At 34.0% G+C, this 13,999-nt stretch carries 17 protein-coding genes; 6 read left to right on the top strand and 11 right to left on the bottom strand.

Translation table 11 applies throughout. The features are described from left to right. Positions 1-96 precede the first annotated feature (96 nt). From ACQKP0_RS03005 to cidR, 3 genes are all read right to left on the bottom strand, one after another. The gene (locus tag ACQKP0_RS03005; protein ID WP_427404322.1) at positions 97-585 is read right to left on the bottom strand and encodes a DinB family protein; all 489 of its coding nucleotides are present in this window, start codon (positions 583-585) and stop codon (positions 97-99) included. Positions 586-696: 111 nt separating this feature from the next. Beyond that, positions 697-1,290, bottom strand: coding sequence for a DedA family protein (locus tag ACQKP0_RS03010; protein WP_427404323.1), 594 nt, complete (start codon positions 1,288-1,290; stop codon positions 697-699). 171 nt (positions 1,291-1,461) lie between these two features. Then, entirely contained in the window at positions 1,462-2,358 is an 897-nt protein-coding gene (cidR, locus tag ACQKP0_RS03015; protein ID WP_427404324.1) for a cidABC operon transcriptional activator CidR, read from the bottom strand. Between the two features lie 162 nt (positions 2,359-2,520). Here cidR and ACQKP0_RS03020 point away from each other — a divergent pair, with 162 nt between their 5' ends. Then, positions 2,521-2,925: a CidA/LrgA family protein gene (locus tag ACQKP0_RS03020; protein ID WP_427404325.1), complete on the top strand. Its 405-nt coding sequence runs from the start codon at positions 2,521-2,523 to the stop codon at positions 2,923-2,925. Continuing rightward, complete coding sequence (locus tag ACQKP0_RS03025) at positions 2,891-3,571, top strand: CidB/LrgB family autolysis modulator (protein ID WP_427404326.1); 681 nt, start codon at positions 2,891-2,893, stop codon at positions 3,569-3,571. The genes ACQKP0_RS03020 and ACQKP0_RS03025 overlap by 35 nt, the downstream gene beginning before the upstream one ends. A 124-nt stretch (positions 3,572-3,695) precedes the next feature. Here the strand turns inward: ACQKP0_RS03025 and ACQKP0_RS03030 are convergent, their stop codons facing one another. The 4 genes from ACQKP0_RS03030 to ACQKP0_RS03045 form a co-directional block, all read right to left on the bottom strand. After that, positions 3,696-4,139, bottom strand: a complete 444-nt coding sequence (locus ACQKP0_RS03030) for a DinB family protein (protein WP_427404327.1) — start codon at positions 4,137-4,139, stop codon at positions 3,696-3,698. Positions 4,140-4,198: 59 nt separating this feature from the next. After that, positions 4,199-4,714, bottom strand: a complete 516-nt coding sequence (locus ACQKP0_RS03035; protein WP_427404328.1) for a DUF6886 family protein — start codon at positions 4,712-4,714, stop codon at positions 4,199-4,201. Between the two features lie 288 nt (positions 4,715-5,002). Continuing rightward, a complete protein-coding gene (locus tag ACQKP0_RS03040) occupies positions 5,003-5,788 on the bottom strand; it encodes an ABC transporter permease subunit (RefSeq protein WP_427404329.1) in 786 nt (261 codons plus the stop codon). 20 nt (positions 5,789-5,808) lie between these two features. Further along, positions 5,809-6,699, bottom strand: a complete 891-nt coding sequence (locus ACQKP0_RS03045; protein WP_427404330.1) for an ATP-binding cassette domain-containing protein — start codon at positions 6,697-6,699, stop codon at positions 5,809-5,811. Positions 6,700-6,844: 145 nt separating this feature from the next. Between ACQKP0_RS03045 and ACQKP0_RS03050 the strand changes: the two genes are divergently transcribed. Further along, entirely contained in the window at positions 6,845-7,435 is a 591-nt protein-coding gene (locus tag ACQKP0_RS03050; protein ID WP_427404331.1) for a TetR/AcrR family transcriptional regulator, read from the top strand. 97 nt (positions 7,436-7,532) lie between these two features. On the opposite strand, the gene ACQKP0_RS03055 is transcribed toward ACQKP0_RS03050, so the two are convergent. From ACQKP0_RS03055 to ACQKP0_RS03065, 3 genes are read right to left on the bottom strand one after another with little or no spacing between them, the layout of a single operon-like run. After that, positions 7,533-8,519 (bottom strand): LCP family protein, encoded by a 987-nt coding sequence (locus ACQKP0_RS03055; RefSeq protein ID WP_427404332.1) that lies wholly within the window; start codon positions 8,517-8,519, stop codon positions 7,533-7,535. Between the two features lies 1 nt (position 8,520). After that, positions 8,521-9,510, bottom strand: coding sequence for a hypothetical protein (locus tag ACQKP0_RS03060; protein ID WP_427404333.1), 990 nt, complete (start codon positions 9,508-9,510; stop codon positions 8,521-8,523). Then, complete coding sequence (locus tag ACQKP0_RS03065; RefSeq protein WP_427404334.1) at positions 9,495-10,067, bottom strand: sigma-70 family RNA polymerase sigma factor; 573 nt, start codon at positions 10,065-10,067, stop codon at positions 9,495-9,497. Before ACQKP0_RS03065 ends, ACQKP0_RS03060 begins: the two co-directional genes overlap by 16 nt. Positions 10,068-10,320: 253 nt before the next feature. Between ACQKP0_RS03065 and ACQKP0_RS03070 the strand changes: the two genes are divergently transcribed. The 3 genes from ACQKP0_RS03070 (at position 10,321) to ACQKP0_RS03080 (ending at position 11,961) form a co-directional block, all read left to right on the top strand. Then, the gene (locus ACQKP0_RS03070) at positions 10,321-10,650 is read left to right on the top strand and encodes a winged helix-turn-helix transcriptional regulator (protein ID WP_427404335.1); all 330 of its coding nucleotides are present in this window, start codon (positions 10,321-10,323) and stop codon (positions 10,648-10,650) included. 170 nt (positions 10,651-10,820) lie between these two features. Beyond that, positions 10,821-11,228 carry a DoxX family protein gene (locus ACQKP0_RS03075; RefSeq protein WP_427404336.1) on the top strand — a complete coding sequence of 136 codons (408 nt, stop codon included), beginning with the start codon at positions 10,821-10,823 and terminating at the stop codon, positions 11,226-11,228. Positions 11,229-11,475: 247 nt separating this feature from the next. Further along, complete coding sequence (locus tag ACQKP0_RS03080; RefSeq protein ID WP_427404337.1) at positions 11,476-11,961, top strand: C40 family peptidase; 486 nt, start codon at positions 11,476-11,478, stop codon at positions 11,959-11,961. Positions 11,962-12,568: 607 nt separating this feature from the next. Here the strand turns inward: ACQKP0_RS03080 and proS are convergent. Further along, on the bottom strand, positions 12,569-13,966 hold the full coding sequence (proS, locus tag ACQKP0_RS03085; protein ID WP_427404465.1) for a proline--tRNA ligase: 1,398 nt from the start codon (positions 13,964-13,966) through the stop codon (positions 12,569-12,571). Positions 13,967-13,999 lie beyond the last annotated feature (33 nt).

The raw sequence follows: 13,999 nt of genomic DNA on the forward strand, positions 1-13,999 counted from the left end.
ATCGTTTCAGCGCAGGAAAAATTTAGGGTCAGCTGATTTGCTTTAGTGATCGTTGAAAAAACTCCGCTGCAAACATTTACAGCGGAGTACTTGTTATTAATAAAGATCGAACATATTCACTTCTTTTCCAAGTTCCTTTAAATAATTAAAAAGTTGGCCACGATGATGGAAGGCATGTGTGGTCGTTTCAATGAGCCATTTCGCTTGGGTATGACCTTCCATATCAGCTGGAAAATAAAAAGGCTTCGTTACTTTTTCAAGGAACTCCTTTTCCGAAAGTGATTGATAATAGGATTTAAACTCTGTAAATCCTTTTTCCATCACTTCGCCAAGTTCCTCAGTATTAGTTGAATATAATTCTTTTTCTAATTGTCGTATTTCCTCTTCTGTCTTTTCTTGCGCTATAGCCAGGTCAACTGAAGGAATTTGAACTAAATGGTTGACCTGTTCTAACAATGTACGCATTTTTTCAGTCGGTTGATAAGGAAAATCTTCCTCAGAAACTTTCTTTAATAGCTCTTTAGTCGTTCGTACAGCTATATACAGTTCAGAAAATAATAGCTCTTGCATCTTTGCGATACTCATTGATCCACACTCCTTTTCCACTACTTCCCTATTAAAATTCTTTGCTTTATTAAAAACTCCTTCTAAAGGATAAAAAAAGCCTGAAATCCATTGATTCAGGCTTTTAAAAATTTATTTTTTCCGATTTTTTAACAACTTAAATATGATATATAACACGATTAAGCCTATTGCAACAATCATAGCAGGCTGAACATATGGTTTTGCAAATTCATTTACTTGATTCCAGTTTGATGCTAGTTTATCTCCAAGGTAAACGAATAAAATTGACCATGGAATGATAGCTAATGTAGTGTATAATGTGAATTTTTTTAACGACATTTTCGTTATGCCTGCCGGGATCGAAATAGCATGGCGAACAACTGGAATGAAACGTGCTCCAAATATAACACCTGTTCCATATTTATTAAACCAATCCTCAGCAATATCTATATGCTTCTCATGAATAAAGATATATTTTCCGAATTTTTTCAAAAATGGTCTACCACCATATGCTCCAATCCAATATATGAAAAGTTGAGCAATGGTTCCACCAATTACTCCTGCAATCACAGCTCCGACAAAGCTAATATGACCTTGTGAAACGAGGTAACCGGCATATGCTAACACGATTTCGCTCGGAATAATTTCGATCATTAATCCTATAGCAACCCCAAAATATCCGAGGTCAGTCAAGAAATTTAATATTGATTGAATAAAATCGCTCATAACAGCCTCCAATAGAAAATACATACACCACTTCCTATATTAAAAGTTAATATAGGGCCATAAATAGTATAGCGTATAATTATGACATTTGCTTTAATTTGTATTAACTTTACAAGACTGTCACAAATTGAAGTTCACATTACTAAAAGCTAGAGTGTTGGCTCTAGCTTTCTAATTTTTTATTTTCCTGTTCATAAACATTTGTGTAAAGCGAATCCATTCTCTAGCAGCAAATGATAGATAGCGATCCTTTCTCCAAATAATCCCTAAATGCCAAGGGATAATCGGTTCGACAAGCGGTATTATTGAAACTTTTTCCTGATTCACTTGTCTGCAAACCGTTTCAGGAAGGAGAGCGATTCCAAGTTCAGCTATGACCATTTCACTAATAAAATCCCATTGAGAGCTTTCATAAATGATATTTGGATGAAATCCAGCCCGGACACATTCGGTAATAATTCGATCATGTAAAGTAAAATCCTTTCGAAACAAAATAAAAGACTCCAGCTCCAATTCTGAAAGCTTCACTTCATCTTTTTTACTAAGAGGATGATCTAGATGTGTCAGGAGCATAAGCTTTTCATTTACAAATGAAAAAGTATGAAACAGCTTTTCATTAGTAGGTAAAACAACAACTCCTAAATCTAGCGTCCCATTTCCAACATCTCTTTCTACTTTTTTTGCTCCATCTTCTACTAGCTGAACCGTAATATTTGGATATTGCTTATGAAATTCATGAATCACCTTTGGAAAAAAACGAGATCCAACCATAGGGGGCAAACCAATTTGTATATTCCCAGTTTTCAATTGCATTAGATCATCTAATTCCGATGATAGATTTTGAAATGATTTGATGATATTCTGTGCCTGAACAAAAATAATTTCCCCTGCGTCTGTCAGCTTGATTTGTTTTCCTGTTCGATCAAATAGGACAACTCCAAGCTCCTCTTCAATACTTTTCACCATTTTACTGATCGTTGGCTGTGATACATATAACATTTGAGCAGCCTTTGTGAAGTTTCCTTCCGTAGCAACTGCCACAAAATACTTTAAATGCTGAATGTCCAATTTTATATCACATCCTCTATAACTTTTTGGAATGATTATTATTCATTATATTCATTTTACCTATACACGATCCCGCTGTACACTTAATGAAGTGAACTTAAGAAGAGTTCATCATAAGAAAGTGCGGAGCATCGAGAAGATAGACATAGAAAGGTGACAGGAATGAAAAAAATATTTATTGGCTTCATTCAAATTTGGATACTATGTATCTTTACCTATATTATGGGGGAAATTTCAACATTCCTTCATCTGAAAATTCCAGGAAGTATTATAGGGTTGGTCGTTTTATTTATTTTATTACAAACAAATGTTGTAAAACTCAAGTGGATTGAAGTGGGCGGAAACTGGCTAGTGGCCGAATTGCTGTTATTTTTCATTCCTTCTGCAGTGGGGATGATTCAATATAAACATTTATTGATAGATAATGGGATTAAAATTGTTGCGGTAATTTTTATTAGTTCATCCATCGTCATGATTTGCTCTGGATTACTGGCAGAAAAAATGGCAAATCGAAAGGAGCGCAAAACAAAAAATGCTGATACTATTTTCCTTAATTCTCACCGTTAGCATTTATTGGGGAGCGAAATGGTGTTACCGAAAAACTAAAAAAGTTTACTTTTCACCATTACTAGTTGCTCCTTTATTAATAATATTAATTTTGACATTGTTCAACCTAACCTATGATTCATATAATAGCGGTGCGCAATGGCTGACCAAATTATTGCAGCCAGCAACAGTAGCTCTAGCAATCCCGTTATATCGCTTTTTCCCTATACTCAAAAAATATTTAAGTGAAATTTTATTAAGTGTATTATTTGGATCGTTAATATCTATTATTGCTTCATTCAGTATTTCAGGACTTTTACATTTAAATAAAACATTAATAAATAGTATTATTCCATATTCTATTACAACACCAATTGCTATGGGGGTATCATCCAAAATCGGGGGAGTTCCTACGATCACGGCTGTATTTGTGATCATGACCGGAATTATCGGAATGATTCTCGGACCATGGATCATTCGGCTCTTTCGCTTCAAAAGTGAAATTGCAAGAGGCGTATTATTAGGAACAAGTTCACATGGAGCAGGCACATCCAAAGCTTTAGAACTAAGCCATGCAACCGGCGCAATTTCAAGTGTATGTATGGTCTTAGCTGCAATCATGTCATTTTGTATATCACCATGGATCTATATTCACTTATTACACTAGAGGAGCCTCACTATGCTCCTCTAATTTTATTAATGTGTTCAAAATGAATGTAACTAACATTTTATTACAAAATGTCCACCTCACGCGGAAAAATGAGCAAAAAGTCCACGAACGGTGCCTGACACTACCCCTTCTTTAATTGTTTCAAATGATGTATGTCGTGCTCAACTTCACCTTTCACATACGATTCGAGGGTATACTGATTATCTTTTATCGTAAAGCTTTTTGATAAGTCTTGTTCTTGTAGCTGTTCGACAATTTGTTTGCGTTGCAAAATAGCTGCATCGATTATTTCTGATAAGGTAACTCCAGAATGTGCATAAGCTTCAGCTTCCTTATTCATTTCTTCTACCTGATTCGCATCAATTCCTGACAAGACTCCACCATCAAGCATGGAAGGCAATCTCTCTTCAAAGAAGAATCGATCCCAAAACATAATATGAGTAATGATTGCAGCTTTCGACCATTTCCCTTCAGCTATTGGTTGAAAAAATTCCTCATGAGGCACCCCTTGTATTTCCTCTAAATAATCTATCCACTTAGTTAATTGATTGACTAGTGTATTCATTTTATTCCATCCCTTCGTTCGTTAATTCTATTAATTTCATCGTACCGACAAAATAGAAATCATTGTTTTATAGCATTTCGAAACCTGATAATCGAAAAATCGACTGTTGAAGATAAAACACGATCTCGAATTATGTGTAGATCAGGAGTAAATCTTAATTCCACATTCTTACTTAAAATCTTCGCGATCAAATCATCTACTAACTCCACCTTTATAGGAACAACTTCCTCATGTGAAACGTGGTAACCAGCAGTTTTTGCTTCCTCAAATAATTTAAATGTGTCCTCTGGAAATGTATATACGTATAGCTTCTTATTGCGAATCCTTTCTAACCACCGATTTTCAACGACAATAATTTTATCAACTTTAGAATCTGAAAAAAATTCACATATGTCACTTTTACTCGTCCAGTCAGCCTTCCAATATATTACTCTCGGACAATCGCGAGGAAAATAATAATGTAAAGCATGTTCTTCATCAATCGCCCACACTGCTGGGTCCAGTTTTGGATGTGCCATTGATGGTCTTGGTTTAAATACTTGAATATCAGATTCTTCGCTAAAATGGTATAACATTTTGCCCCCCTTATTAGTGTTGAATTAGTCTGTATTTACTTTCGCTGGTTTTGATGATATTTCCTTTATTTAAAAAAATATTTTAGAAACAAACTTTTTGAAGGATTATAGTTTTATTATCATTTCTAGAAAACATCTTTGATTGAAGATATGGTTTGGTTTGGTCTTGAAGAACATCTTTTGCTGATTTTCCAAATGATGTGCTTCATTCTCTTTCTAAACATAAAAAAACCTATTCACAAACAAGAATAGGTCTTAAGCTTTTTATACTTGAACATCTTTTCTTTACTACAACGGCAAATCTCTTTTCCTAAATATCAAAACCCCTAGAACATATAACACGATTCCTGCTCCACCTAAGGCAAGTGAAACGGGTAGAATGTCGACTGTTCCTTTTGCAATTTCTGTTGGTTGAAAAGCAGAGAAAATCGTAATATTTTTAAGCCACTCAAAATCTGTACTCAGTTTTGCAACAATGTTGATGGCAAAAAAGATAATTGATAACCCTCCAGATAGTGAAAGTGCACGCTTTTCATCATTAAAAATACATGAAAAGAGGAAGGAATAGCCACTAATAACAAAAAACAAGAAAAATCCTACGATATTCATTTCGATAAATCTCGATACATTGATGTCTGATCCGTCAATCATCCATTTAGCACCAATTAAAACTGGTAGCATCGAAATTAATGTAATAATGAGAAGACCTATTACTAGAATGGTTGCTTGTGTAACAGCAATTCGCGTTCTTGACGTTGCAGTAGACAATAGATAGGCCATTGAACCTCGATCAACTAATCGAACCATAAGCTGAGACGCTGTTACCACACTAAATATCATCAATATAATCAGAAATAATAATCCATAATACTCACCTGCAAGAAAACCGCTAAGATCTTTTGGCATTCCCCCATCAAATCCAAAAGCTTTTAAATAATTGGCAGGCATCTGTTTTAAAACTTGATCTAATGCATCAGATTTAGCTACCGATGGATAAACCCAGATGATAATAAGCATATAAAATGCGGCTCCAATTCCATAACTAAAAATTCCTTTTGCATTAGTCTTTAACATTGATTTGAAAAGGGAAGCATTCATGATAATGATTCCTCCTTATCATAATAATGCATAAAAATATCCTCTAATGACTGAGAATGAACATCCAGATGACTTACATTACACCCTGAAAGAACTTTAATAAAACGATTGTAATCGCCTTGAACAGCTACTCTTATTCGAAGGTGATCGATATGAACAATGTTAAGTCCAGATTGTTTTATCATTTCGACATCTCTCTCGGTTTCTACTAAAATATCAAATAATCTACGCTGCTTTGCATGCAAGCTTTGAACTTCCTCAACAGCTACTAATCTTCCATCCTTAATAATTCCTACTCGATCACATGTACGATCAATTTCTTGAAACATGTGGGATGACATCAGAATCGTTTTACCGTTTGCTTTTTCTTCCAAAATCAATTCGATAAATATGCTTTGCATGAGTGGATCCAAACCTGATGTAGGTTCATCTAAAATGAGAATTTGTGGATCGTGCATAAAAGCTGCCACGATGCCTACCTTCTGTTTCATCCCCTTTGACATTTTTCGAATCGGTGTTTTGATATCGAATTGTAGTCGTTCAATTAATTGGGTCCGTTTCGATGTATCCTTCATCCCTCGCATTCCTGCCAGCAGCTCAAGAAACTCTAACCCGTTCATATCATCTAAAAATGCAATCTCACCGGGAAGATAACCGACTGATTTTTGTATTTCTGCATTATCATTCCAGCAATCTAAGCCATTAATCTTTGCTGAGCCTGTTTGCGGCTTCATAAATCCCATTAGATGCCGAATAGTCGTAGATTTCCCTGCACCATTTGGCCCTAAGTAGCCAAACACTTCCCCTTCCTTCACATTAAAGGTTAGATCGAAAATTCCTTTTCCACTAGGAAACACTTTAGTTAATTTATTGATTTGGATTCCCATCTTTATCCCCTCTTTTAAATGTTTTGAATAAATTTCATTCAGTGATTACATAATAGAGCATCAAATTTAGAAAATCAATATGTTTTGAATAATTTTTATTGTTTTGTTTCAAAATGTTTAGTAAGCTATTTATGAGGTGAAAGTTATGGACGGATATCAACGTAGAACAGAAAAAAAGAAGGAAAGTATTCGAAAAGCTGCATTTGAACTTTTTTCAATTTACGGGATTGATAAAGTGAGTATCGGAGAAATAGCAAAGAAAGCAAATGTATCACCCGTTACCATTTATAATTATTTTGGAAGTAAAGAAGAACTAATAAAAGATGTTTTTATAGAGTATATGAACAAAGAGATCTTGGAATTTACAAATTTAATACATTCTGATCTTTCTTTCCCGCAAAAATTAGAAAAAGTGATTTTTGAAAAAAGAGAAGCGGCAAAATTGTTTAATAAGGAATTTTTCCAAAGTATCATCGACCCTAGCCTTAAAGATGTAGTTGAAGAGTATTTATCCTCCACAGCTATACCGCTAACCATGGAACTTTTGGAAATAGGACGTAAAGAAGGCTATGTAAATCCAGCCATTTCATCAGAAGCTATAATATTGTACATCCATAAATTTAGCGAACTAACACAGTACCCTGACTTATTCGAAAAATATGACAAGGATGTCATTCTTGATCTTAGCAACCTTTTCTTTTATGGTTTACTAGGACAACCGGTGCAAAAAGACTAAAAAAGTTTTATCTGAACGTAGTGGGATATAAAGGTGAATAACGACTGAAGAAGAGTTCGATCTAATAAAAACCGAACTCTTTTATCAATTATGATGTTTAATGGTTTAAAAACTCATCAATTGCTTCTTTGTTTTTCGATAAGTCTATATCTAATACAGCCGCATTCTCGATAGTAACATCTTTGTATGCTCCATCAACGGGTATTCTAAGAGTTTCAATGCTTCTATTATTTTCTGATAGAAAAGAGGTCGCGATAGATAAAATCAATGATGGTTTCATGTTCGTGTCAATGTAGGGTAGTACCGTACCAATCATTCTTGGTAATTTTACGATTCCTTTCATGCTTGTTATATTATCCGCCAATAATTTTATCACTTTCTGTTGACGTTCCACTCTTCCCCAGTCACTTAACCCATCTTTTCTAAATCTTACATAACCCAATAATTCTTTTCCATGAAGCTTTTGAACACCAGGAGAGAGTGTAACACCGATTCCTTTAGACATTTCTTTTTCTACATCCACTTCAATACCTTTCGGAAAAGCGGCATCGATTGTTTTTGAAAAACCCTTGAAATCCATTAACGCGACATATTCAATGCTAATTCCAAAGTTTTCAGTAATAGTTTTTCTAAGTAAATCCGTCTTTCCATACGAATACGCTGCATTGATTCGATGACTTCCAAACCCAGGAATCTCTACATAACAGTCTCGCATTATAGATATTATTTTGGATTTTTTCGTATCGGGATCATATTGTGCAATCATTATGGTGTCTGTACGGGAATCTTTTTCTCCCCTAGAATCAATGCCCAGCAACAATACATTTATTTTTCCAAATTTATCTTCTTCCCCATGGAATTCAATATTTTCTTTTTTAAGTCCTGAACTTTTTATTGAATTTGCATAGCCTTGTTTATATTCCAAATAAGCATAAGATAAAACGCCTACTATAGCCAATAATAATATGCTAATAATAATTAATGGAATTTTTATCTTCTTACCCTTACTTCTTGTTGGAGAATTGCTTTTTTTGTTTTTTTTCATCATCACTTCTTTTACCTCGATTTTAAGAATATATTCCAATTCATTCGGAGATTTTTATCAGTCCACTAAGATTTGGTTTAAAATCTTTTGTATCTAAAGGGATATTAATTTTCATTTCAATGGGATGTAAATAGGATTCTAACTTTCCATTTCTATCAAATATTTCATATTTTAGTAGAATGCCCGTATCCTTATCTATCCAAAAACGAAAACTACTATGTTCTATTTCCCCTTTTAAAATGACTGTGTTATGACCTAGTAATATCTCATTTTGTTTTGCAATTTCCCAATCTTTAAAGTCACTTAAATAATTCACCGTATACATATAAGGGAATAAAGAAGTTTGAGGAGCCCCAATTGGAGGAATGTCCCGCCTACTTGTTATAAAATGATAACTCCCTCGCTCAATCGTATAAGTTGTTTTTTCCGATGATGTGGGGTATTGAAAATGACGTTCCTTATAATTTTGATCTTTAATTTCCCATCTCTTATTTTCACTAATGTAAATATCTCTAGTTGAGCTGGCATGAGGATCCCCAAATACAGAACCTATCTTGCTATATCCACTAAGTTGTTTCTGATTAATCAATTGATATTCCACTATACCTCCACTTTCTTTTCCATTTCTATCTATACTGGCTGACTTAAAGATCCCTGAAACTGTTTTGAAATAATCTAAAGAATTCAGCATTTTATTAAAAATTGCTTCCTTTGTCATTTCTGCATATAATTCATCTTGCTTTGGAGGATAAAAAATTGTACTTTCTTTTGAAGTATATGTTTGTGACGGCTCTTCTTTTAACAAGCCAAGCTGCTTACCGCTATAAAAGGCAGGACTAATCATCACTACACAAGTGACTAAACCACTGAGAATTATATTGAGTGTTCCTTTATATCTAGAAGTAAAGCGAAATCTTTTACTTTTTTTTATCGATTTTAAAACAAATTGTTTATTCTTATCAGTAAAGTGGACATCTCTTAAGAACGTCTCATTCATACTTTCATTTAAGTTTTTTAATTTGTCTTCCATTTTTCATCTTCCCCCTCCAATACCCGTTTTATCGCATTTCGAGCTCGGTAGAGTCTAGTTTTTATAGTATTAGAGTTTTGATTTAGTAGATCAGCTATTTCCGTAATTGTTAGCTCTTCATAATAATGTAGAATAATTACTTCCCGTAATTTCAAAGGAAGATCTAAAACAATAGATGAGATAAATTGTTTTTCTTCATATTCAATCAAATTCTTATCAAAAGATTGATGTGTGCCTTTAAGTTTTAATTCGATTAACTCTGATGGAAAAAAGTTTCTAAAGGACCAACTCTTCAATACATCTTTACACTTATTTACTGTGATTCGATAAAGCCATGTCTTATATGATGATTGTCCTTGAAAGGTTTCTATTTTTTCATAGCACTTGATAAAAACCTCTTGTGCAATATCTTCAGCTAGTTCTTTTTGCTTTACATATGTAAAGGCAAGACGAATGACCATTTCCCCGTATTCTTCCATAAGCCATGTAATTTTATCCTCATGACTTAGTATTGTATTTGCCTGAGGGGATGAGCTCCATCTCTTTCTAGAAAACATACATTTCCTCCTCTCACCCTTTACTAATAGACGAGGAGAAACATTAGTTGGTTCCTCAGAAAATAAAAAATACTTTAATAATATGTAAAAGACTAAATAAATTACCAATTTATGAACATCTAATAAAAACAAGAGTTTAAAATTAATTTTTCAAAAATAAACTTACTTACTATTAGTAAGTTTACAAAAGGTGTATAATAGATAACAAATAGGAAAAAAGTTATGCTTGATTCCATATAGGAGGTGCAGCAATATGGAAGGATCAAAGCTTTGTCCAAAATTTGAAAAAGCATTTCAATTATTAGGCAAACGCTGGATTGGAGTAATTATCCGAGTTCTAGAAGAGAAACCTATGCGTTTTAATGAAATCGCTGAGAATATTCCACATATAAGTCAAAAAATGCTTTCCGATCGTTTGAAAGAGTTAGAAAATGAAAAGATTGTGATTCGGGATGTTTTTCCAGAAACACCTGTACGAATCGAATATCGATTAAGCGAAAAAGGTCATGCGATTACACCAGCTCTCGTAGAGGTACAGCATTGGGCAGATAAGTGGGTTTCGATGGATAGCTGTAATGAATAAAATTTTTAATAATATGTCAAAATCTTACCTTAGTTTTTATTTATTGAAACTAAGGTTTTTTTGTTTCCCTCAAAAAAACAAATTAAATATAAAATAATTATTGACTTACAAAAAGTTAGTTAATATAATAATAAATGTTAGTAACAAAAACTTCAAAGGAGGAAACATAAATGACAGCTTTAGCAAGTCTCGGACTTTTAATTATACGTATTGTTTTAGGACTTACATTTGCCGGACACGGCACTCAAAAATTATTTGGATGGTTTGGAGGACACGGAATAAAAGGAACTGGCGGTTTCTTTGAATCGATTAATATTAAACCTGGAATCATGATGGCACTATTAGCAGGTCTAGGTGAACTTTTCGGAGGATTATTATTTGCCTTAGGACTTTTAACTCCAATTGGAGCACTTTTAATCGCTCTTACAATGCTCGTAGCGATTGTTAAAGTACACGGACAAAACGGCTACTGGGTTACACAAAATGGTTATGAATATAATTTCTTACTTATTATCGTAGCAATTGGTGTGGCTCTTGTTGGTCCTGGAAGCTATTCAATTGACTCAATTATTTTCTAATAAATATTTTTGAGATGAGGGTGAGCTTACGATTCACCCTCATTTATTAACTAATTTTCTACTTCCTATTATAATTTTCTCCTCAAATCCGTCTCACTTACAATCATCATTATCGCCTCTACACTAAAGTAACTTTCAAATAACAAAGTCCTTTTTTCTAAAAATTAAAACTTTAGAATCATTTCCAATAACCCATCATATATTGAATCGTGTTGAAAAATATACAAACAATCAGGGGGTCAAAAGGATGGATTTTTCTATTAGTAAGCCAAAATTTTTAGTGGTTATTGTAGCTATTTTTGCATTTGCTGCAGCATTTTTGTTTTCACCGTTTTCACAGGCATTCGCTTCAATCAATTATGGGGAAGAGGTTGTATCAGTGGCAAAACGGTATGAAGGAAGCAAGTTTAAAATGGGAGGCACTACTCCTAAAGGCTTTGATGCAAGCGGATTTACACAATATGTGTACAAAACAGCTGCTACGAAAATGAACATTAAAAGAACAAGTGCTGACCAATACAAGTCTGGTAAATCCGTAAAATTAAATCAATTACAGCAAGGAGACCTGGTTTTTTATGCAACTGGAGATAAAAAAGGAAAAGTATCCTTTGTTGCGATCTATATTGGAGATGGAAAATTTATAGGAGCCACATCTAAAGGCGTAAAAATAGTAAAAATGTCAGACAAATATTGGAAAGAGCGTTTTGTAGGTGCAAAGCGGATTATTAAATAGGTTTGGATTGGATACTATTTTTCTATTAAAGCATTTTACCAATGATCTACTATGTTCAGATAAAACCAACCTTTTTGATTAACGGGTTACAACAATTCACCTAGCTAGTTTCATCCAAAATAATAGCATAGTTAGATACAAAAAACGCTTGGTTTGTCCAGGCGTTTTTACTTTTAGCTCTTTCAGAAGATAAAAACAAATATTCCTAAAAAATTTTTATATTAGGTGACGAACTGTCAAATCAGGTGGCTTTATATCCCACTACGATACACTTTTTTCAGCTAATACTAATTATTGTGTAAATAAAACGACAATCTGTAAATTACACAATTTCACAAACTTCGCAATCAAAATTTATAAACTAAGTCTTTTTTATCAGTTTCCTTTTACTTTTAATCAAACGTCAAACGTTTGATTAATTTTTCAAATGTAGATATCTGTTCCTTTTTATCTTTTTTCGTATAGAAAAACTTAAGAACAAATTTCTAATTCGAGGCTAAAGTCGATAATTATTTAAGAATGATTATTTCTAATAAAATGTTGGACACGCCTAAACGAAGACAAAAAAAACACAGATGGCACCCTCGCCATCTGTGTTTTCTTCTTATTAATAAGCTTTCGCCCAATACACCAAATGTTTCGCTTCTCCACCGCAGCATACACATGTATCAGAAACCTTTTCTTCTACAAATGGAATGCAGCGAGATGTAGCGGATGTTTCATCTTTAATGAAGTTTTCGCAAGCCACATCACCGCACCACATTGCTTTGATGAAGCCTGGTTTTTCAGCAAGGATTTGTTTGAACTCATCCATATTTAGCGCGATACTTGTTCTTTCTTCTCGGTGAGCCTTTGCTTTTTCAAATAAGTTCTTTTGAATGTCGTCTAAAAGTTCGATGATTTTTGTTTCGAGCTCAGCCATCGGAACAAAGATTTTTTCACCTGTATCTCGTCGAACGAGGACAACTTGACCTTTTTCGATATCCTTAGGTCCAACCTCTAAACGTACTGGAATTCCTTTCATTTCAGACTCATTGAATTTCCAGCCTGGCATTTTATCGCTTGCGTCGATATCGACTCTTGCCACTTTTTTCAACTGATCTCTTAGTTCATACGCTTTATCGAGAACCCCTTCTTTATGTTGGGCAATTGGTACAATCATTACTTGTTTTGGTGCAATTTTTGGTGGTACGACAAGACCACGGTTGTCTCCATGAACCATAATTAAAGCACCGATTAAGCGTGTTGTAATTCCCCATGATGTTTGATGAACAGTTTGAAGTTCGCCATTTTTATCCGTATACTGAATGCCAAATGCTTCAGCAAAACCTGTTCCTAAATAATGTGATGTTCCTGATTGCAATGCTTTTCCATCGTGCATTAAGCTTTCAATCGTTAATGTATGAACTGCACCTGCAAATTTTTCCTTTTCTGTTTTGCGGCCGCGAAGAACAGGAATTGCAAGATATTGTTCACATACAGTTGCATACATATCAAGCATTCTTGATGTTTCTTCTTGGGCATCCTCAGTTGTTGCATGACAAGTGTGTCCTTCTTGCCATAGAAACTCTAGAGAACGTAAAAATGGTCTAGTTGTTTTTTCCCAGCGAACAACATTAGCCCATTGATTATATAGTTTTGGCAGATCACGATAGGAATGAATAATATTTGCATAATGCTCTCCAAATAAAACTTCAGATGTAGGACGAACACAAAGACGTTCAGTTAGTTCTTCCTCCCCTCCATGTGTCACCCAAGCGACCTCTGGAGCAAAGCCTTCGATATGATCCTTTTCTTTTTGCAATAGGCTTTCTGGAATAAACAGTGGCATATAAATATTTTCATGACCTGTTTCTTTAATTTTCGCATCTAATACATCACGAATATTTTCCCAAATCGCATATCCATATGGACGGATGATCATTGAACCTCTAACAGAAGAGTAATCAACTAAATCCGCTTTTTTTACTACATCTGTATACCATTGTGCAAAATCATCTTCCATTGCGGTTATTTCTTCAACAAACTTCTTATCCTT

The sequence above is a fragment of the Heyndrickxia sp. NPDC080065 genome (genome assembly GCF_050281185.1).
In the GTDB taxonomy this organism is placed as follows: Bacteria; Bacillota; Bacilli; order Bacillales; family Bacillaceae_C; genus Heyndrickxia.

Bases quoted from the DNA above. Each gene is read 5' to 3' on its own strand.
- ACQKP0_RS03005 (WP_427404322.1), bottom strand. From the start codon at position 585: ATGAGTATCGCAAAGATGCAAGAGCTATTATTTTCTGAACTGTATATA.
- ACQKP0_RS03010 (WP_427404323.1), bottom strand. From the start codon at position 1,290: ATGAGCGATTTTATTCAATCAATATTAAATTTCTTGACTGACCTCGGA.
- ACQKP0_RS03020 (WP_427404325.1), top strand. From the start codon at position 2,521: ATGAAAAAAATATTTATTGGCTTCATTCAAATTTGGATACTATGTATC.
- ACQKP0_RS03025 (WP_427404326.1), top strand. From the start codon at position 2,891: ATGCTGATACTATTTTCCTTAATTCTCACCGTTAGCATTTATTGGGGA.
- ACQKP0_RS03030 (WP_427404327.1), bottom strand. From the start codon at position 4,139: ATGAATACACTAGTCAATCAATTAACTAAGTGGATAGATTATTTAGAG.
- ACQKP0_RS03035 (WP_427404328.1), bottom strand. From the start codon at position 4,714: ATGTTATACCATTTTAGCGAAGAATCTGATATTCAAGTATTTAAACCA.
- ACQKP0_RS03040 (WP_427404329.1), bottom strand. From the start codon at position 5,788: ATGTTAAAGACTAATGCAAAAGGAATTTTTAGTTATGGAATTGGAGCC.
- ACQKP0_RS03045 (WP_427404330.1), bottom strand. From the start codon at position 6,699: ATGGGAATCCAAATCAATAAATTAACTAAAGTGTTTCCTAGTGGAAAA.
- ACQKP0_RS03050 (WP_427404331.1), top strand. From the start codon at position 6,845: ATGGACGGATATCAACGTAGAACAGAAAAAAAGAAGGAAAGTATTCGA.
- ACQKP0_RS03060 (WP_427404333.1), bottom strand. From the start codon at position 9,510: ATGGAAGACAAATTAAAAAACTTAAATGAAAGTATGAATGAGACGTTC.
- ACQKP0_RS03065 (WP_427404334.1), bottom strand. From the start codon at position 10,067: ATGTTTTCTAGAAAGAGATGGAGCTCATCCCCTCAGGCAAATACAATA.
- ACQKP0_RS03070 (WP_427404335.1), top strand. From the start codon at position 10,321: ATGGAAGGATCAAAGCTTTGTCCAAAATTTGAAAAAGCATTTCAATTA.
- ACQKP0_RS03075 (WP_427404336.1), top strand. From the start codon at position 10,821: ATGACAGCTTTAGCAAGTCTCGGACTTTTAATTATACGTATTGTTTTA.
- ACQKP0_RS03080 (WP_427404337.1), top strand. From the start codon at position 11,476: ATGGATTTTTCTATTAGTAAGCCAAAATTTTTAGTGGTTATTGTAGCT.
- proS (WP_427404465.1), bottom strand. From the start codon at position 13,966: ATGGAAGATGATTTTGCACAATGGTATACAGATGTAGTAAAAAAAGCG.